Below are 18,809 nucleotides of genomic sequence, written 5' to 3'. Positions count from 1 at the left end.
GCGTAGCCGTGGGCCCGATCCGTCTGTACAGTGCCCGGAACTGACCGACGATGCAACGGCGCATCCTTTTGTCAGTGCCCGAAAGGTTTTCGCGGATCGCTTGCGAGTGCTCACAATTCCCTCGCCGCGATCCGGGCCTGGCGACGGGAGGATCGATGCCGGATTCCCAGTATTTGAGAAATGAGGCGCAACGTCGCGCCGCCGAGCGGGGTCTGTACGACCCGGCTCACGACCACGACGCCTGCGGAGTGGCGTTCGTGGCCGACATGCACGGGCGGCGCAGCCATGCACTGGTGCAGAACGCCCTCACGGCATTGCGCAACCTGGAGCACCGGGGCGCCAAGGGCGCCGACCCGGAGACGGGGGACGGCGTCGGCGTGCTGACGCAGGTCCCCGACGAGTTCTTCCGCGCCGTGGTCCCGTTCGACCTGCCCGAAGCGGGCGGTTACGCGGCCGGGACGGCCTTCCTGCCCGCCGACGCCGACGAGGCGCGGGAGGCGGCCGGGATCGTCGAGCGGATCGTCGCCGAGGAGGGCCTCACCCTGCTCGGCTGGCGCGAGGTGCCGATCGAGCCGGAGCACGCCGGGCGGGCCGCCCGCGAGGTGATGCCGAGCTTCCGCCAGCTGTTCATCGGGCACGGCAGCGACGGAGCCGAGTCCGAATCGGCCCTCCAGTTCGAACGCCGCGCGTTCTGCGTGCGCAAGCGCGCCGAGCACGAGGCCGCGGTGTACTTCCCGAGCCTGTCGGCGCGGACCTTCGTCTACAAGGGAATGCTCAGCGAGACCCAGCTGGGCGCGTTCTACCCGGACCTGGCCGACGAGCGGTTCACCAGCGCCATCGGCCTGGTGCACTCGCGGTTCTCCACGAACACGTTCCCGTCGTGGCCGCTGGCGCACCCGTACCGGTTCATCGCGCACAACGGCGAGATCAACACGATGAAGGGGAACCGGAACTGGATGCGGACCCGCGAGAGCATGCTCGCGACCGACCTCATCCCCGGTGACCTGCAGCGGCTGTACCCGATCGCGACGCCGGACGGCAGCGACTCGGCCACCTTCGACGAGGTGCTGGAGCTGCTGCACCTGGGCGGGCGGTCGCTGCCGCACTCGGTGCTGATGATGATCCCGGAGGCGTGGGAGAACCACGCCGAGATGGACCCGCAGCGCCGCGCGTTCTACGAGTTCCACAACTACCTGATGGAACCCTGGGACGGCCCCGCGCTGGTGGCGTTCACCGACGGCACCCAGATCGGCGCGGTGCTGGACCGCAACGGGCTGCGCCCCGGCCGCTACTGGGTGACCGACGACGGCCTCGTCGTGCTGGCCAGCGAGGTCGGCGTGCTCGAACTGGACCCGGCGCGCGTGGTGCGCAAGGGCCGGTTGCAGCCGGGCCGCATGTTCCTGGTCGACACCGGTGCCGGGCGCATCGTCGACGACGAGGAGATCAAGGGCGAACTCGCGGCCGCGCACCCGTACCAGCAGTGGCTGGACGAGGGCGTGGTGCACCTGGGCGACCTGCCGGACCGCGACCGCGAGGTCCCCTCGCACGCGTCGCTGGTGCACGGCCAGCAGGTGTTCGGCTACACGCAGGAAGAGCTGAACGTGCTGCTCAAGCCGATGGCCGCCGGTGGGGCGGAGCCGATCGGCTCGATGGGCAACGACGTGCCGTTCGCGGCGTTCTCGAAGCGCCCGCGGCAGCTGTTCGACTACTTCACGCAGCTGTTCGCGCAGGTCACGAACCCGCCGCTGGACGCCATCCGCGAGGAGTTGGTGACCTCGCTGGCGACGCACGTCGGGCCCGAGCACAACCTGCTCGACCACGACCCGGACGCCTGCAAGCAGCTGGTGCTGCCGTTCCCGGTGCTGGACAACGACCAGCTCGCCAAGATCGTGCACATCGACGACGACGGCGACCGCCCCGGCCTGAAGCCCGCGATCATCTCCAGCACCTACCCGGTGCGCGGCGGTGGCGAGGCGCTGCGGGAGCGGCTCGACGAGATCTGCGCCGAGGTGTCCGCCGCGGTCGCCGAGGGCGCGCACGTGCTGGTGCTGTCCGACCGGGCCGCCGACGCCGAGCACGCGCCGATCCCGTCGCTGCTGGCGACCGGCGCGGTGCACCACCACCTGGTGCGGGAGAAGACCCGCACCCACGTCGGCCTGGTGATCGAGGCCGGTGACGTGCGCGAGGTGCACCACGTCGCGCTGCTGATCGGCTACGGCGCCGCGGCCGTCAACCCGTACCTGGCGATGGCCAGCGTCGAGGACCTGGTGCACAACGGCGTGCTCCAGGGACTCGACCCGGCGCAGGCCACCGGGAACCTGATCAAGGCGCTCGGCAAGGGCGTGCGCAAGACGATGTCGAAGATGGGCGTGTCCACGGTGGCCTCCTACACCGGCGCGCAGATCTTCGAGGCGATCGGGCTCGGTGCCGAGGTCATCGACCGATGTTTCGCCGGCACCACCTCGCGGCTCGGCGGGGTCGGCTTCGACCTGCTGGCCAAGGAGGTCGCCGAGCGGCACCGCCGCGCCTACCCGGACGACGGCGTGCAGGCCCCGCACCGCACCTTGCAGGTGGGCGGTGAGTACCAGTGGCGGCGCGAGGGCGACCCGCACCTGTTCAACCCGCGCACCGTGTTCAAGCTGCAGCACTCCACGCGGTCCGGCCGCTACGAGGTCTTCAAGGAGTACACGAAGGCCGTCGACGACCAGTCGCGCGACCTGATGACGCTGCGCGGTCTGTTCAAGTTCCGCGAGGACGCCCGGCGGCCGGTGCCGATCGAGGAGGTCGAGCCAGTCGAGTCGATCGTGAAGCGGTTCGCCACCGGCGCCATCTCCTACGGTTCGATCTCGCAGGAGATGCACGAGACCCTCGCGATCGCGATGAACCGCCTCGGCGGGAAGTCCAACACCGGCGAGGGCGGTGAGGACGCCGACCGGTTCACCCCGGACGCCAACGGCGACTCGCGCCGCTCGGCGATCAAGCAGGTCGCCTCCGGACGGTTCGGCGTCACCAGCGAGTACCTGGTCAACGCCGACGACATCCAGATCAAGATGGCGCAGGGCGCGAAGCCCGGCGAGGGCGGGCAGCTGCCCGGTCACAAGGTGTACCCGTGGGTGGGCAAGACCCGGCACTCCACGCCGGGCGTGGGGCTGATCTCCCCGCCGCCGCACCACGACATCTACTCCATCGAGGACCTCGCGCAGCTGATCCACGACCTGAAGAACGCCAACCCGAAGGCGCGGATCCACGTCAAGCTGGTCAGCGAGGTCGGCGTCGGCACGGTCGCGGCGGGCGTGAGCAAGGCGCACGCGGACGTGGTGCTGATCTCCGGGCACGACGGCGGCACCGGCGCCTCCCCGCTGTCCTCGATCAAGCACGCGGGCGGCCCGTGGGAGCTGGGGCTGGCCGAGACGCAGCAGACGCTGCTGGCCAACGACCTGCGCGACCGGATCGTGGTGCAGACCGACGGGCAGCTCAAGACCGGCCGCGACGTGGTGATCGCGGCGCTGCTGGGCGCGGAGGAGTTCGGCTTCGCCACCGCCCCGCTGGTCGTGTCCGGCTGCATCATGATGCGGGTGTGCCACCTGGACACCTGCCCGGTGGGCGTGGCCACCCAGAACCCGCAGCTGCGGGCGAAGTTCGACGGCAAGGCCGAGTACGTGGTGAACTTCTTCGAGTTCATCGCCCAGGAAGTGCGGGAGTACTTGGCGGAACTCGGCTTCCGGTCCATCGAGGAGGCCGTCGGGCACGCCGAGCTGATCGACACCGACGACGCGGTGCGGCACTGGAAGACCGAGGAGCTGGACCTCTCGGCGATCACCCACGTGCCGGAGCTCGCGGCGGGCGCGGCGCTGCACAACACCACCACCCAGGACCACGGCCTGGACAAGGCCCTGGACCACACGCTGATCCAGCTCAGCGAGGGTGCGCTGAAGGACGCGACACCGGTGCGGCTGGAGCTGCCGGTGCGCAACGTCAACCGCACGGTGGGCACCATGCTCGGCCACGAGCTGACCCGCCGGTGGGGCGGCGAGGGGTTGCCGGACGACACGATCGACGTGACGTTCACCGGTTCGGCCGGGCAGAGCTTCGGGGCGTTCGTGCCGCGGGGCATCACGCTGCGGCTGCTCGGCGACGGCAACGACTACGTCGGCAAGGGCCTGTCGGGCGGGCGGATCGTGGTGCGCCCACCGGAGGGCGCGGCCTACACCGCCGAGGACAACGTGATCGCGGGCAACGTGCTGCTCTACGGCGCGACGTCCGGTGAGCTGTTCGTGCGCGGCGTGGTGGGCGAGCGGTTCTGCGTGCGGAACTCGGGCGCGATCGCCGTCGTCGAGGGCATCGGCGACCACGGCTGCGAGTACATGACCGGAGGCCGCGCGGTGGTCCTCGGCGGCACCGGCCGCAACTTCGCGGCCGGCATGTCCGGCGGCATCGCCTACGTGCTGGACCTGCGGGAGGAGCGGGTCAACCCGGAGATGGTGGACCTCGATCCGCTGGACGAGGCCGACCGGGAATTCCTGCACGACCGGGTCCGCAGGCACCACGAGCAGACGGCGTCGCAGGTGGCGGCGGAGCTGCTGGCGGACTGGGACCGGTCGGTGGCGCGCTTCGCGAAGGTCATGCCGCGCGACTTCAAGCGCGTGCTGGCCGCGCAGACCGCCGCCGAGCGCGACGGCCGCGACGTTGACCAGGCGATCATGGAGGCGGCTCATGGCTGACCCGAAGGGCTTCATCACCACGGCGCGCCAGACGCCCGAGCGCCGCCCCGTGGACATCCGGATCAAGGACTGGCGCGAGGTCTACCTGGACTTCGAGCCGGGCCGGGTCAAGGAGCAGGCGGGCCGCTGCATGGACTGCGGCATCCCGTTCTGCCACAACGGTTGTCCGCTGGGCAACCTGATCCCGGAGTGGAACGACCTCACCTGGCGCGACGACTGGAGCGAGGCGATCGAGCGGCTGCACGCCACGAACAACTTCCCGGAGTTCACCGGGACGTTGTGCCCCGCCCCGTGCGAGGCGGCGTGCGTCGTCGGCATCAACTCCGATCCGGTGACGATCAAGCAGGTCGAGATCGAGATCATCGACCGGGCCTGGGCCGAGGGCCGGGTGCCGCCGCAGCCGCCCGCGTCGAAGACCGGCAAGAAGGTCGCGGTGATCGGGTCGGGTCCGTCCGGCCTGGCCGCCGCCCAGCAGCTGACCCGCGCGGGCCACGACGTGGTGGTCTACGAGCGGGCGGACCGCATCGGCGGGCTGCTGCGCTACGGGATCCCCGAGTTCAAGATGGAGAAGCGGCGCCTGGACCGCAGGCTCGGGCAGCTGCGGGCCGAGGGCACCGAGTTCCGCACCGGCGTGCACGTCGGCGTGGACGTGTCGGTGGAGCAGCTGAAGGCGGACTACGACGCGGTGGTCCTCGCCGGCGGCGCCACCGCGGCCCGGGACCTGCCGATCACCGGCCGCGAGGCGGTCGGGGTGCACCAGGCGATGGAGTACCTGCCGCTGGCAAACAAGGTGCAGGAAGGCGACTTGCCGTCCTCGCCGATCGACGCCGCGGGCAAGGACGTCGTGGTGATCGGCGGTGGTGACACCGGTGCGGACTGCGTCGGCACCGCGCACCGCCAGGGCGCGAAGTCGGTCACCCAGCTGGAGATCATGCCGACGCCGCCGTCCGCGCGGCCGGACAGCCAGCCGTGGCCGACGTACCCGATGACGTTCAAGGTGACCTCGGCGCACGAGGAGGGCGGGGAGCGGCTGTTCTCCGTCAACACCCAGGAGTTCCTCGCCGACGAGAACGGGAACCTGCGCGCGCTGCGGCTCGCGGAGGTGCGCCGCGAGGACGGGCGCTTCGTGCCGGTCGAGGGCACCGAGCGGGAGCTGCCGTGCCAGCTGGCGTTCCTGGCGATGGGCTTCGTCGGCCCGGAGAAGGAGGGCCTGCTCACCGACCTCGGCGTGGAGCTCGACGAGCGAGGCAACGTCGCCCGCGACTCGGACTTCATGACCACTGTGGACGGTGTGTTCACGGCCGGTGACATGGGACGCGGCCAGTCGCTGATCGTGTGGGCGATCTCCGAGGGCCGGTCCGCGGCCGCCGGGGTGGACCGCTACCTGACGGGCCGGGACGTGCTACCCGCCCCGATCGCCCCGACGGACCGCCCGCTGGTCTGATCGAGCGCGTCGCGAAGCGCCCCGGGACCACGTCCCGGGGCGCTTCGCTCGTTGCGGAGCATGGGGGTGGCGGAACCTCAGCGGTTCCCTCGCTGCGGGATCGTTTTCACAGGTGGCTCCGCCACAGGAGAAAACGCTGTCCTCGCGAGGAAACCGCTGAGAACCCGCGGGTGGTCGAGCTGCGTGCGTGGTCGCTGCTCAGCGGCTTCGCCGCTGACAGGAAGGAGCCATGGCCCGCCGGGCGGGTTCGGTGACGGGCGGTCAGGCGCGGCGGCCCAGCAGGGCGAGGAGTTGCACTGCGGGATCGGTGCTGTCGGTGGGGATCGGCGGGTCGATGATGCCGAGGGCCGCCATCCGGTCGGCGTTGGGGCGCGCGTAGGCGAGGCCGAGTTCGACCGCGGCCGGGTCGAGGCCCTCGGGCTGCCCGGTGGCGTGTGCCAGGTCCCAGCCGTGCACGGTGAGGTCGATGAGCATCTGCTCCGCGTAGGTGGTCATCGGCGCTTCGCCGAAGGAGAACCGGGCGCTCCCGGTCAGGTCGGCGACCTCCCACGCCGCGCGGGAGGCGCTCGCGGCCTCGTCCCACGCGCGTGCCGGGTCGTCGCCGAGCAGGTCGCCGTCGTAGCGGTCGCCGACCTGCTCCATGGTCTCGCCGGCGAGCAGGTGCGGCGCCCAGCGGTGTTCGCCGACGAGGTGGCCGACGAGGTCGCGGACGGTCCAGGCGGTGCACGGCGTCGGACCGCGCCACTGGTGGTCCTCGATCGCGTGCACCCGAGCGCCGAAGCGCTGCAGGGCGCCGGGGATCAACTGCTGAGCTGGTGTCGGCATGCCGGAACGCTACTCCGCGATCATGTTCCCGCCCGGGCGAGCCGGGTCGCCGTCCGGTTCGTCCGGCCTCGTCCGGGCAGCGGCGCGGATCACACCGCCCGCTCAAGGCTGGGTGTCGTCGCAGGTCAACGGCTCGCTGTCGCGCTCCGTGCTGCGCCGTGAAAGTAATTGGTTGCGGAAAACACCTTTTTTCGGCGCTGCGTTCGGAGGACCATGGGCTAGGTCGATCGGGCGCGGCGGGTATGGGCCGGTCCGGGCAAGCAGCATCCCGAGGGGAACATGAGCAAGCACTTCGCGTTCGTCAGCATGACCGCGCACGGACACGTCAACCCGACGCTGCCGCTGGTGGAGGAGCTCGTCCGCCGCGGCCACCGCGTCACCTACGCCATCGGTCCCGAATTCCACGACGCCGTCCAGGCCGCCGGTGCCACGCTGTTCGACACCGGCACCGTGATGCCCGAGATGCCCACCAACTTCGCCAAGTTCACGCCCGAGGCCATGGCCCCGATGCTGGAGTTCCGCATCGAGGACATCCAGCGGTCGTTCCCGAAGCTCGTCGAGCACTTCGGCCAGGACCTGCCGGATGCGGTGTGCTTCGACCAGGCCGAGGCGACCGGTCCGATGCTCGCCGAGAAGCTGGACGTGCCCGAGGTGGCGCTCATCCCGCATTTCGCGGGCAACGAGCACTTCTCGCTGCGCGACGTGATGATGCAGAAGGACCAGGAGAACCCCTTCGACCCGAACCACCCGATCCTGCAGGACTTCGCGAAGCGGATGAAGGAGCTGACCACCGAGTTCGGCGTCACCTTCGACCCGTCCTCGTTCGGCCAGGCGAAGCCGTCGCCGCTGAACCTGGTGTTCCTGCCGAAGAAGTTCCAGCTGCACGCGGAGACCTTCGACGACCGCTTCGAGTTCATCGGCCCGTCCGTCGGGCAGCGCGGTGTCGTCGACTGGAAGCCGAAGCACGGCGACCAACCGCTGCTGTTCATCTCGCTGGGCACCGTGTTCAACCAGCGCCCCGAGTTCTTCCGGCTGTGCATCGAGGCGTTCCGCGACTCCGACTGGCAGGTCGCCATGTCCATCGGCAAGGTCGTGGACGAGGCCGACCTGGGCGAGATCCCGGAGAACTTCGAGGTGCGCAAGAGCTTCCCGCAGCCCGCCGTGCTGCAGCACGCCACCGCGTTCCTCACCCACACCGGCATGAACTCGACGATGGAGACGCTGTACTACGGCGTGCCGCCGATCGCGTTCCCGCAGATGCCGGAGCAGGAGGCCAACGCCGACCGCGCCCAGGAGCTCGGGCTCGGCAAGCGGCTGGTGGCCGACGACGTCACCCCGGAGCTACTGCGGTCCACAGTGGACGAGGTCGCCGCGGACGAGCAGATCCGCGCCAACCTCGCCGAGATGCGCGAAGCCGTCCTCACCAGCGGCGGAGCCCCCGCGGGCGCCGACGCCCTGGAACGCTTCCTCTCCTGACCCCTTCGAGGTGAGTGGCCCATCCGCCCATCCCACGTGGGCGAACGGGCCACTCACCTGTCCGGAGCTCAGGTGAGTGTCCCGTTCGCCCGTGCTGCGTGGGCGGGTTGGCCACTCACCTGGGTCGATCAGGTGGGGTAGTGGTCGGATTTGAGGGCGGCGAGGAAGGTCGTGAAGGCGGAGCGTTCGAAGAGCAGTGGGGTTCCGGTCGGGTTCTTGCTGTCGCGGATGGCGGCGCGGGCAGGGACGTTGAGGGCGACCTCGACGCAGGTGCCGCTCCCGCCGCCGCTGTAGCTGCTCTTGCGGAACTCAAAGATCATGTTCGTACCTCTTTGCGTAGCGGGTGAGGAGGTCGTTCGATTCCGAGGCGTCGAGCGCCAAGCGGTCGAGGTTCACGAGAACCCGTTGGTACAGCTCGATGGCCTGCTCTTCGATGAACACCCCGCTTCCGGCGTTCTCCTGGTAGACGACGTGGTGGCTGCCGAGGTCGTACAAGGTGAACGGGCCTTCGCAGCCCCAATACGCTCCCGACGAGAACGGGACCACCCGTACCTCCAACCCCGGCCGCTGGACCGTCTCCACCAACTTTCGCAGCTGATCGGTCATTGTTCGAGGATCGGCACCCACTCGGCGGCGCAGCGCCGCTTCGTCGATGAACGCGCGGTAGTCCGACAACGCCGGGCGGTTCAGCGCTGATTGGCGCGCAATCCTGGTGCGGGCCGCTCGATCCCGTGATGCCGTTCCCAGCGGCGACGTCCCGATCAGGTCGCGAGCGTAGGCGGAAGTCTGGAGCAGCCCGGGAACCACCGAGATCTGGAAATCGGAGATCGAACGGGCCTCGCTCTCGTACGCCGCGATCGCGCTGAGCTGTTGCTCCATTGCGGGACCGATCTCCACCCAGGTTCCGGCGCCTTCACCCGCGAGGCGCAGCAGGCGTTGTTTGGCGGGTCCGGTGATGGCTAGGGCGGTGAGGATGGAGGCGGCTTCGCCGACGTCCGCGCGGCGTGCGCCCGTCTCGATGCGGGACAGGGTGGATCGGGATATGTCCGTCGCCGCCGCCAACGTCTCCAAGGTCCATTCGAGTGAATCTCGGGCTCGGCGCATCTCAGCTCCGATCGCCCTTGCCTGGGAACCGGCGAACTTCGGCACTGCTGACCTCCCTCGGCGACCCGGTCGCGCGTGCAACCCCTGAACGTGTCGTGTGATCTGTGATTTCCCCGGCCGGTTCCGGCGTTGCTACGTTCCCGGCGTTCGAGAAGCGGTGATCGTATCCGCGGCGCATCCCCCCGATCGGGCGATATGTCCACAGTGGAAACGGTGCGTCGGTGTCCAGCTGAGGAGAAATGTGGAATCGACGAGCAGGACCACCCCGACGATCGAGGAGTTCCGGCGGGAGCTGGGGGAGTTGGTGGCCGCGCACCGGCCGCGGTTGTTCGCGGTGTGCGAGGAGATCGGGGTGCGGGAGGACGGGTTCGTGCGGTGCTGGGGGCTCGACTTCGGAGACGCGGCCGAGGTGTTCGCAGCCGAGGACGGGCGCGGACGCGCGCGGTTCCGGTCCGTCGACGCCGCCGTCGCCCACCTGGCCCGGCACGACCAGGTGCACCTGATCTGGGCGGACGAACTGCCCGCCCAGTCCGGTCCGGCGAAGTGAACGGACCGTTCGACCAACGGCATGGGACGAACGGTCCGTTCACCCGGAACGAACACCGCCTCCGAGCGCGGGTGAACGGACCGTTCGGCCAAGTAGAGGGGACGAACGGTCCGTTCACTCCAGCAACAGGTGAGATCGTCTCGGTTTTCGGGTGGGTGAACGGACCGCTTGTCCGATAGAGCTGGACGAACGGTCCGTTCACTCGGGAGCCGGGGGCGGTGCCAGGCGGACCAGCGCCGGGCGCAGCAGGTGGCCGTGCACGCGGTAGCCGGGCCGCAGCACCTCGGCGACCACTGCCTCTGCCTCGGGAGCGCGGCGCAGCGGGACGACGGTGGACGGTTCGGCCGGCGCCACCGCCTCGTGCACGGCCGGGTCGAACGGCTCGCCCAGCGGGTCGAACCGGTGCAGGCCTTCGGCGGCGAGGGTGTGCTGCAGCTGCTCGTGCACCGGGCCCAGCGCCTCCGGGTGGTGCCGGGCGCCGATCTCCACCGCGTCCACCACCGGCAGCAGCTGGGTGAGCACGCCCTCGGCGGCCCGGTCCAGGTGCGTGGTCTGCTCCCGCAGCATCCGCTTGCGGTAGTTGTCGAACTCGGCCGTCACCCGGCGCAGCATCTCCAGGTGCGCGTCCCGCTCACCGCGCAGCCGGGTGATCTGCTCCGCCGGGTCCGGTTCGGGCGGGGGTCGTTCGGGCTCGTCGGCGGCGGGGGAGGGCGCGACGTGCGGTCGGCCGCCGCGCGGTTCCGCGGGCACCGGCAACGAGTTGCGGCGATCGTCGTCCATCGCTCACCTCCGGTCCTCCGGGTCGTCGACGACCTCCGCGTCCACCACGTCGTCGTCCCCCGACCCGGAACCGCCGGCCCCCGAACCGCCCGACCCCGAGCCACCGGACCCGGAACCGCCCACGTCCGCGCCACCCGCGCCTGCCGCGCCCGCCGACGGGCCCGCACCGCCTCCGGCGTTGCCGTAGATCGCCTGGCCCAGCTCCTGCGACTCGGACGCCAGCTTGTCCACCGCCGTCCGGATCGCCGACACGTCCTGCCCGCGCAGCGCCTCGTTCGCCTCGCCGATCGACGACCGCACCCGCTCCTTCAGCTCCGCGGGCAGCTTGTCGTCGTTGTCGGTGAGGACCTTCTCCGTCTGGTAGACGAGGGTTTCGGCCTGGTTGCGGGTCTCCGCCTCCTCGCGGCGGTTGCGGTCCTCGTCGGCGTGCGCCTCGGCGTCCGAGACCATCCGGTCGATGTCCTCCTTCGGCAGCGCCGAACCGCCGGAGATCTGGATGGACTGCTCCTTGCCGGTGCCGAGGTCCTTCGCGTTGACGTGCACGATGCCGTTCGCGTCGATGTCGAACGACACCTCGATCTGCGGCACCCCGCGCGGCGCCGGCGGCAGGCCCGTCAGGTCGAAGCTGCCCAGCTTCTTGTTGTGCGCCGCGATCTCCCGCTCGCCCTGGAACACCTGGATCTGCACCGAAGGCTGGTTGTCGTCCGCCGTCGTGAACGTCTCCGAACGCTTCGTCGGGATCGTGGTGTTCCGCTCGATCAGCTTCGTCATGATCCCGCCCTTGGTCTCGATGCCCAAGGACAGCGGTGTCACGTCCAGCAGCAGGACGTCCTTCACCTCGCCGCGCAGCACCCCCGCCTGCAACGCGGCGCCGACCGCCACCACCTCGTCCGGGTTCACGCCCTTGTGCGGTTCCTTGCCGCCGGTCAGCTCCTTCACCAGCTCCGTCACCGCGGGCATCCGCGTGGAACCGCCCACCAGCACCACGTGGTCCACGTCCTGCACCGAGATCCCCGCGTCCCGCACCGCGTTCTCGAACGGCTTGCGGGTGCGCTCCAGCAGGTCCGAGGTGATGCGCTGGAACTCCGCGCGGGACAGCGTCTCGTCCAGGAACATCGGGTTCTTCTCGGAATCCACCGTGATGTACGGCAGGTTGATGTTCGTCGTCGAAGAGCTCGACAGCTCGATCTTGGCCTTCTCCGCGGCCTCCTTGATGCGTTGCAAGGCCATCTTGTCCTTCGTCAGGTCGATGCCCGAGGACGCCTTGAACTTCTCCACCAGCCAGTCCACGATCCGCTGGTCCCAGTCATCGCCGCCCAGGTCCGTGTCACCCGAGGTCGCCTTCACCTCGACCAGGCCCTCGCCGACGTCCAGCAGCGACACGTCGAACGTCCCGCCACCGAGGTCGAACACCAGGATCGTCTGCTCCTTCTCGCCCTTCTCCAGCCCGTAGGCGAGCGCGGCGGCGGTGGGCTCGTTGATGATGCGCAGCACGTTCAGCCCGGCGATCTGCCCGGCCTCCTTCGTCGTCTGCCGCTGCGCGTCGTCGAAGTACGCCGGGACCGTGATCACCGCATCGGTCACGTCCTCGCCCAGGTAGGTCTCCGCGTCGCGCTTCAACTTCATCAGCACGCGGGCGCTGATCTCCTGCGCCGTGTAGTCCTTCTCGTCGATCGTTGTCTTCCAGTCGGTGCCCATGTGCCGCTTCACCGACCGGATCGTGCGATCGACGTTCGTGACCGCCTGGTTCTTCGCGGGCTGGCCGGTCAGCAGCTCACCGCTGCGGGCGAACGCCACCACCGACGGTGTCGTGCGCGCGCCCTCCGAGTTCGCGATGACGGTCGCCTCGCCGCCCTCCAGCACCGCCACCACGGAGTTCGTCGTGCCCAGGTCGATGCCCACCGCTCGCCCCATTGCGCCCTCCTCGCTCGGTTGCGCCGCAGCCCGGCCGCGCGGCGCCACCACGTGGCTCCCAGGACCCAGCGTCAGACGTCGCCGCGGCACATCGGTAGGGGACAACGTCCCGGGCCGAACCCCGAGACGAGCTCACCGGCCGGCGTCGGCCAGCTCCAGCAGGCGGGTCACCGTCGACCAGTTCCGGGAGGTCGCGCGCAGGCCGAGTCGCCGCTCCCACCAGGACTGCGGCACCCGCGAGTTCCGCACGCCCTCCGGGCACCACACGTAGACCTCGCGCTCGCCGAACCGCACCACGTCCGGCGCGCAGCCCGCCACGTCCAGCTCCGCCAGCGCCGCCGGATCGGGGCGGGCGGACAGGAAGGTCACCAGGTACTGCGCCGGGACGCTCGCCACCTCGCCCAGCGGATCGGCCGCCACCACCGCCGCCAGCTCGTCGCGGGTGCGCACCAGCACCGGCACCTCGAACCCGAACTCCGCGGCGAGGTCCGCCGCCACCAGCCGCTCCGACTCGACCGCCGGGCAGGGCGCGGTGAACACCGCGTTGCCGCTCTGCAGCAGCGTGGCGACCTCGCCGAAACCCCGCCCGGACAGCACCTCCCGCCACCGCGCCATCGGAATCCTGTTGTGCCCGCCCACGTTCACCCCGCGGAGCAGGGCGACCTGCCGGTGCCGCACCGCGCACCCCCTCTCGTCCGCGACACAGCATGCCCGCCACCACCGACGATCCCGGCGCGCGTGGGAGCATCGCGAGGTGGCCGACCGCACAGTGACCCGCAGCGGTCTGCCTTGACCGTTTTTTCGCGAGCGAGTAACACTGCCAGGGAGAACGCCACCGCCAGGCGGCGCGGAGCAGGAGGAGAGCAGCACGTGAGCGAGAGCGTCCGCACCGAATTCGGCGACGGCATCGCCGTCATCACCATCGACCGGCCCGAAGCCCGCAACGCCGTCGACGCCTCCGTCGCCGAAGGCATCGCCGCCGCCGTCGACGAACTCGAATCCCGCAGCGACCTCGTCCTCGGCATCATCACCGGCGCCGGCGGCACGTTCTGCGCGGGCATGGACCTCAAGGCCTTCACCCGCGGCGAACGGCCGCACGTGCCCGGCCGCGGCTTCGGCGGCCTCACCGAGCGGCCGCCGGCCAAGCCGCTCATCGCCGCCGTCGAAGGCTGGGCGCTGGCCGGGGGCTGCGAACTCGCGCTGTCCGCCGACCTCGTCGTCGCCTCCCGCGAAGCGAAGTTCGGGCTGCCCGAGGTCAAGCGCGGACTCGTCGCCGCCGCGGGCGGACTGCTGCGGCTGCCGAAGGCGCTGCCGTACCAGCTGGCCATGGAGATCGCGCTCACCGGCGACCCGCTCACCGCCGAGAAGGCGCACGCCCACGGCCTCGTCAACAGCCTCACCGAACCCGGCGGCGCCCTCGACGGTGCTAAGGAGCTCGCCGCGCGCGTCGCCGCCAACGGGCCGCTCGCCGTGCGCGCCACCAAGCAGATCGTCTCCGGCGCGCTGCGCTGGACCGACGCCGACGCCTTCGCCGAACAGGCCGAGATCGCCGGGCCCGTGTTCGGCTCCGCCGACGCGCAGGAAGGCGCCCGCGCGTTCGCGGAGAAGCGCGCCCCCGTGTGGCGCGGCGAGTGACCGCGGCGCACCACCGGAACGACCAGGAGACACCCGTCATCAGCGAATACCGCCAGTCCGACGCCGAACGCGAGCCCGACGGCTCCGGCGAGGACCACGCCCAGGACCGGGCCCGCGCCGCGCGCGAACTCGGCGACGCGCTGCGCGAACTCGTCCAGGCCGCCGCCGGCACCGAGGTGGACGCCGCCACGCTGCGCAAGACCGCCGACCAGGCCCGCGACCTCGTCGGCCCGCTCACCGAAGCGAGCCGCACCCGGCACGTGCCGCCGACGCTCGACGACGCCAAACCCGGCAGGCGGATGTACAACCCCGCCAGCGGGCCCGGAAACCCGATCGCACCACCGATGCGGGTGCGGGTCGCCGACGGCGTCGCCACCGGCACCTGCACGCTCGGGCTCGCCTACGAAGGCCCGCACAGCTACACCCACGGCGGGATCAGCGCCATGCTCGTCGACCAGATCCTCGGGCACGCGCACGCCGCCCAGGGCCGCCCCGGCATGACCGTGTCGCTGTCGCTGCGCTACCGCAGGCCGGTGCCGCTGGAAACCCCGCTGCGGCTCACCGCCTGGGTGCCGGAGGACTCGATCACCGATCGGTGCACCGGGCCGAAGGCCACCATCACCACCGAGGACGAACCGGACCGGCTCCTCGTGGAAGCCAGCGGGATCTTCGTGATCCCCACCGCCGAGCAGGCCGAGCGCATCTTCGGCGACAACCCGCCGCCGCGGTGGTCCGAGAAGTAGCTCCCGCGGGTGGACGGCCCGCCCGATGCGCGAGCGGGCCGCCCGCCCGGATCAGGTGTCGGGGAGCTCGCCGTCCGCGCGGGCGGTGCGCAGCCTCGTCTTGAGGATCTTGCCGCTCGGGTTGCGCGGCAGCTCCGCGATCACCGAGATGTGGCGGGGGCGCTTGTAGCCGGCCAGGTGCTCGCGGCAGTAGGCCTCCACGTCCGCGGCCGTCGGCGGATCCGCCGGGTCGCGGGCGACCAGCACCGCCAGCGGGGTCTCGCCCCACTTCTCGTCCGGCACGCCGATCAGCGCCACCTCGCCGACCTTCGGGTGCCCGGCCAGCACGTCCTCCACCTCGGCGCAGTAGATGTTCTCCCCGCCCGAGATGATCATGTCCTTCTTGCGGTCGACGACGAAGTAGTAGCCGTCCTCGTCCTCCCGCACCAGGTCACCGGAGTGGAACCAGCCGCCCGCGAACGCGTCCGCGGTCTCCGCCGGTTTGCCCCAGTAGCCCTGCATCACCGTCGGGCCGCGGTACACGATCTCGCCGACCTCGCCGCGCGGCACGTCGTTCATCTCCTCGTCCACCACGCGGACCTCGACGTTGAGCATCGGCGTGCCCACCGAACCGATCTTGCGCAGCGCGTCCTCGCCGCGCAGCAGCGTCGTCACCGGACTGCACTCGGTCTGGCCGAACGAGGTCACCACCTCCGCGTCCGGGAACACCTCGATCAGGCGGCGCAGCAGCGGGGTCGACGCGGGCGCCGCACCCCACGACAACCGGTGCAGCGCCGACCAATCACGCTCGGCCACGCCCGGCACCGAGCAGATCGCCTGCCACTGCGCCGGAACGAAGAAGCAGTCCGTGACGCGCTCCCGCTCCAGCACGTCCACCACCTCCGCCGGATCGAACCGGCCCGAACGGGAGAGCACCGTGCAGCCCCCCAGCAGCACGTTCGGCAGCATCGTGGACACCCCGGCGATGTGGAACAGCGGCGCGCCCGAGATCCCCACCCGCTCCCCGGCGGGCGTGCCCAGGTGCGCCATCATGCTGAACGAGTGCAGCAGCAGGTTGTGGTGCGTCAGCACCGCGCCCTTCGGGCGGCCCGTCGTGCCCGAGGTGTACATGATGAACGCGGGCGATTGTTCGTCTACGTCGACACCGGGCGAGACCGGATCGGCCGCCGCCAGCGCCTCCTCGTAGCCCTCCGCGCCGGTGTCCGCCTCGCCGATCACCAGGACGGTGCGCACCTCCGGCGCCTGCTCGCGGGCTTTCGCCAGCACCGGGGCCAGCGCCGCGTCCACCACCACCGCGACCGCGCCGCTGTCGGTCAGCGCGTACGCCACCTCGTCGGCCACCAGCCGGAAGTTGATCGGCACGCAGATCGCGCCGAGCCTGCCGCACGCGTGGTAGGCCTCCACCACCTCGATGCCGTTCAAGCCCAGCACCGCGACCCGGTCGCCCGCCGACACCCCGCGCGCCAGCAGCGCATTCGCCAGCCTGCTCAGCCGCTCGTCGAGCTCGCGGTACGTGCGGCCCGCGTCGCCGAAGCGCAGCGCCACCGCGTCGGGGATCTTCCGGGCGTGCCGCGCGATCTGGTCGCTGCTGGTCATACCGGTACCGGTGGGGCGTGTGCTGTGCATCGGCGAGTCCTCGGCGTTGACGACGGGTCCGGGTGACGTGGAGGACAACGAGCCGCGGCCCCGAAATGTGTCGCCGGCCCCGCGGACTGGAGTGAACGGACCGTTCGTCCCATCTAGTTGGACCAACGGTCCGTTCACTCGGGCCTGGCGGGCGGGGTGAGCGGGCCGCTCGTCCGATCTGGTCGGTTCAACGGTCCGCCCACCCCGGTTCGCGGCGGGTTCTTGCGGGCGGTGCGCCGGGTGCCGTAGAAAACGGTCATTGCTGACTGGTCGGGGCCCGGGTGGTCCCGCCGGGACGAGGAGGAGCGCATGGACATCACCGGCGGCGTCGCAGTCATCACCGGAGGAGCGTCCGGGCTCGGGTTGGCCACCGCGAAGCGGCTGGTCGCGGCCGGTGGCAGCGTCGTGCTGCTGGACCTGCCCACCTCGGCGGGCGAGCAGGTCGCCGCCGACCTCGGCGAGCGGGCCCGGTTCGCCGCGGCCGACGTGACCGACGAGGACCAGGTCGCCGCGGCGCTCGACGCCGCCCGGGAGCTCGGGCCGCTGCGGGTGGTCGTGAACTGCGCGGGCCTCGGCAACGCGCTGCGGGTGGTGAGCCGCAAGCACGGCGCGTTCCCGCTCGCCGCGTTCACGAAGATCATCAACATCAACCTGATCGGCACCTTCAACGTGCTGCGCCTCGGTGCCGAACGGATGATCACCCACGAGCCGGTGGGGGAGGAGCGCGGCGTCATCATCAACACCGCCTCCGCCGCCGCCTTCGACGGCCAGGTCGGGCAGGCCGCCTACTCCGCGTCCAAGGGCGGCGTCGTCGGGATGACCCTGCCGATCGCCCGCGACCTCGCCGAGCACCGCATCCGGGTGGTCACCATCGCACCCGGCCTGTTCAACACCCCGCTGCTGGCCGGTGCCTCCGAGGAGGTCAAGGCGTCGCTGGGCGAACAGGTCCCGCACCCCTCGCGGCTCGGCGAACCCGACGAGTTCGGCGCGCTCGCCGAGCACATCGTCGCCAACCCGATGCTCAACGGCGAGGTCATCCGCCTCGACGGCGCCATCCGCATGGCCCCGCGCTGAGCGTCCGGTGGTGCGTGATCGCGGCGGGTGTGCTGCGGGCTCTCGGATGAGAGGGTCTCAGCACGCAGCGTCGAAGGTCGGGTCGCGCCACCCGGACGTACGGCCCGGCCGAGTCGTGCGGGACCACCCGGCGCCGCACGGCGAGCTACGAGCCGGAGGAGCCGCCATGACCGGTGATCAGAACCCGCGCCACGGACTCGCGCGCACCATGAGCGCGCTCGCCCGGAACCTGGAAGCGGAATCGAGCGAGGAGGAGACCTTGGCCGGCATCGTGCGGTCCGCCGTCGGGACGGTGCCCGGGGTCCTCTCCGGCGGGATCACGCAGGTGCACCGGCGGAAGGTGCGGGCGCGGGTGCCGACGGAAGAACTGGTGCGGCTGTGCGACGGGGCGCAGCAGGAGCTGGGCGAAGGGCCGTGCCTGGACGCCATCTGGGAGCACGAGACCGTGCTGGTGGACGATTTCGCGACGGAGACCCGCTGGCCGCGCTTCGCGGAACGGGCGCACCGGCTCGGGGTGAGCAGCCTGATCTCGTTCCGGTTGTTCGTGCAGCAGGACACCCTGGGAGCGTTGAACCTCTACGGCGGCCACGACGTCCGCTTCGGCGAGGAGAGCCGCCTCATCGGTGAGATCTTCGCGGCGCACGCCGCGTTGGCGCTCTCCGGTGCGCGAGAACAGCGCCAGCTCGGCGAAGCGGTGGCGTCGCGGGACGGGATCGGCCAGGCGAAGGGGCTGCTGATGGCCCAGTACGGCATCTCCGGTCAGCGGGCGTTCGACCTGCTGGTGCGGGCGTCGAAGGAGGCCAACATCAAGCTGACCGAAGTGGCCGCCTGGGTGGTGCGCGAGCACGAGAACCCCGGCGGTGCCCCCCGCCCCGCGACCGGCTCGGACCGCCCCGAGCGGTGATCGCGCCCGGCCTCGG

15 protein-coding genes are annotated in these 18,809 nt (G+C 71.0%); 8 read left to right on the top strand and 7 right to left on the bottom strand.

All coding sequences use genetic code 11. The features are described from left to right. Positions 1-155 precede the first annotated feature (155 nt). Both gltB and H1226_RS14390 read left to right on the top strand, forming a co-directional pair. Positions 156-4,721: a glutamate synthase large subunit gene (gltB, locus tag H1226_RS14395; protein ID WP_258341169.1), complete on the top strand. Its 4,566-nt coding sequence runs from the start codon at positions 156-158 to the stop codon at positions 4,719-4,721. Further along, positions 4,714-6,165, top strand: coding sequence for a glutamate synthase subunit beta (locus H1226_RS14390; protein ID WP_258341168.1), 1,452 nt, complete (start codon positions 4,714-4,716; stop codon positions 6,163-6,165). The genes gltB and H1226_RS14390 overlap by 8 nt, the downstream gene beginning before the upstream one ends. Positions 6,166-6,426: 261 nt before the next feature. Here the strand turns inward: H1226_RS14390 and H1226_RS14385 are convergent, their stop codons facing one another. Further along, entirely contained in the window at positions 6,427-6,990 is a 564-nt protein-coding gene (locus tag H1226_RS14385) for a TIGR03086 family metal-binding protein (protein ID WP_258341167.1), read from the bottom strand. A 279-nt stretch (positions 6,991-7,269) separates the two neighbouring features. Between H1226_RS14385 and H1226_RS14380 the strand changes: the two genes are divergently transcribed. Next, a complete protein-coding gene (locus H1226_RS14380) occupies positions 7,270-8,466 on the top strand; it encodes a macrolide family glycosyltransferase (protein WP_258341166.1) in 1,197 nt (398 codons plus the stop codon). A gap of 128 nt (positions 8,467-8,594) precedes the next feature. Here H1226_RS14380 and H1226_RS14375 read toward each other — a convergent pair whose 3' ends face one another. Beyond that, positions 8,595-8,786, bottom strand: coding sequence for a DUF397 domain-containing protein (locus H1226_RS14375; RefSeq protein ID WP_258341165.1), 192 nt, complete (start codon positions 8,784-8,786; stop codon positions 8,595-8,597). Continuing rightward, positions 8,776-9,615, bottom strand: a complete 840-nt coding sequence (locus H1226_RS14370) for a helix-turn-helix domain-containing protein (RefSeq protein ID WP_258341164.1) — start codon at positions 9,613-9,615, stop codon at positions 8,776-8,778. Before H1226_RS14370 ends, H1226_RS14375 begins: the two co-directional genes overlap by 11 nt. A 196-nt stretch (positions 9,616-9,811) precedes the next feature. On the opposite strand from H1226_RS14370, the gene H1226_RS14365 reads away from it, so the two are divergent. Beyond that, positions 9,812-10,117: a hypothetical protein gene (locus H1226_RS14365; RefSeq protein ID WP_258341163.1), complete on the top strand. Its 306-nt coding sequence runs from the start codon at positions 9,812-9,814 to the stop codon at positions 10,115-10,117. Positions 10,118-10,315: 198 nt separating this feature from the next. On the opposite strand, the gene H1226_RS14360 is transcribed toward H1226_RS14365, so the two are convergent. The 3 genes from H1226_RS14360 to H1226_RS14350 form a co-directional block, all read right to left on the bottom strand. After that, positions 10,316-10,897, bottom strand: coding sequence for a nucleotide exchange factor GrpE (locus H1226_RS14360; protein WP_258341162.1), 582 nt, complete (start codon positions 10,895-10,897; stop codon positions 10,316-10,318). Between the two features lie 3 nt (positions 10,898-10,900). Next, positions 10,901-12,811 carry a molecular chaperone DnaK gene (dnaK, locus tag H1226_RS14355; RefSeq protein ID WP_258341161.1) on the bottom strand — a complete coding sequence of 637 codons (1,911 nt, stop codon included), beginning with the start codon at positions 12,809-12,811 and terminating at the stop codon, positions 10,901-10,903. 132 nt (positions 12,812-12,943) lie between these two features. Then, positions 12,944-13,489 carry a DUF1697 domain-containing protein gene (locus H1226_RS14350; protein ID WP_258341160.1) on the bottom strand — a complete coding sequence of 182 codons (546 nt, stop codon included), beginning with the start codon at positions 13,487-13,489 and terminating at the stop codon, positions 12,944-12,946. A 192-nt stretch (positions 13,490-13,681) separates the two neighbouring features. Here H1226_RS14350 and H1226_RS14345 point away from each other — a divergent pair, with 192 nt between their 5' ends. Then, entirely contained in the window at positions 13,682-14,446 is a 765-nt protein-coding gene (locus tag H1226_RS14345; protein ID WP_258341159.1) for a crotonase/enoyl-CoA hydratase family protein, read from the top strand. Continuing rightward, positions 14,431-15,189, top strand: coding sequence for a PaaI family thioesterase (locus tag H1226_RS14340; protein WP_258341158.1), 759 nt, complete (start codon positions 14,431-14,433; stop codon positions 15,187-15,189). The genes H1226_RS14345 and H1226_RS14340 overlap by 16 nt, the downstream gene beginning before the upstream one ends. 51 nt (positions 15,190-15,240) lie before the next feature. Here H1226_RS14340 and H1226_RS14335 read toward each other — a convergent pair whose 3' ends face one another. Further along, positions 15,241-16,815 (bottom strand): long-chain-fatty-acid--CoA ligase, encoded by a 1,575-nt coding sequence (locus H1226_RS14335; protein ID WP_258341157.1) that lies wholly within the window; start codon positions 16,813-16,815, stop codon positions 15,241-15,243. A gap of 309 nt (positions 16,816-17,124) precedes the next feature. Here H1226_RS14335 and H1226_RS14330 point away from each other — a divergent pair, with 309 nt between their 5' ends. Both H1226_RS14330 and H1226_RS14325 read left to right on the top strand, forming a co-directional pair. Beyond that, on the top strand, positions 17,125-17,889 hold the full coding sequence (locus H1226_RS14330; RefSeq protein WP_225045160.1) for a 3-hydroxyacyl-CoA dehydrogenase: 765 nt from the start codon (positions 17,125-17,127) through the stop codon (positions 17,887-17,889). A gap of 166 nt (positions 17,890-18,055) precedes the next feature. Further along, positions 18,056-18,793, top strand: coding sequence for a GAF and ANTAR domain-containing protein (locus H1226_RS14325; protein ID WP_258341156.1), 738 nt, complete (start codon positions 18,056-18,058; stop codon positions 18,791-18,793). Positions 18,794-18,809 lie beyond the last annotated feature (16 nt).

Source organism: Saccharopolyspora gregorii, assembly GCF_024734405.1.
In the GTDB taxonomy this organism is placed as follows: Bacteria; Actinomycetota; Actinomycetes; order Mycobacteriales; family Pseudonocardiaceae; genus Saccharopolyspora_C; species Saccharopolyspora_C gregorii.
The sequence above is the reverse complement of the archived record's forward strand: the minus strand, read 5'-3'. Positions and strand labels throughout refer to the sequence as shown.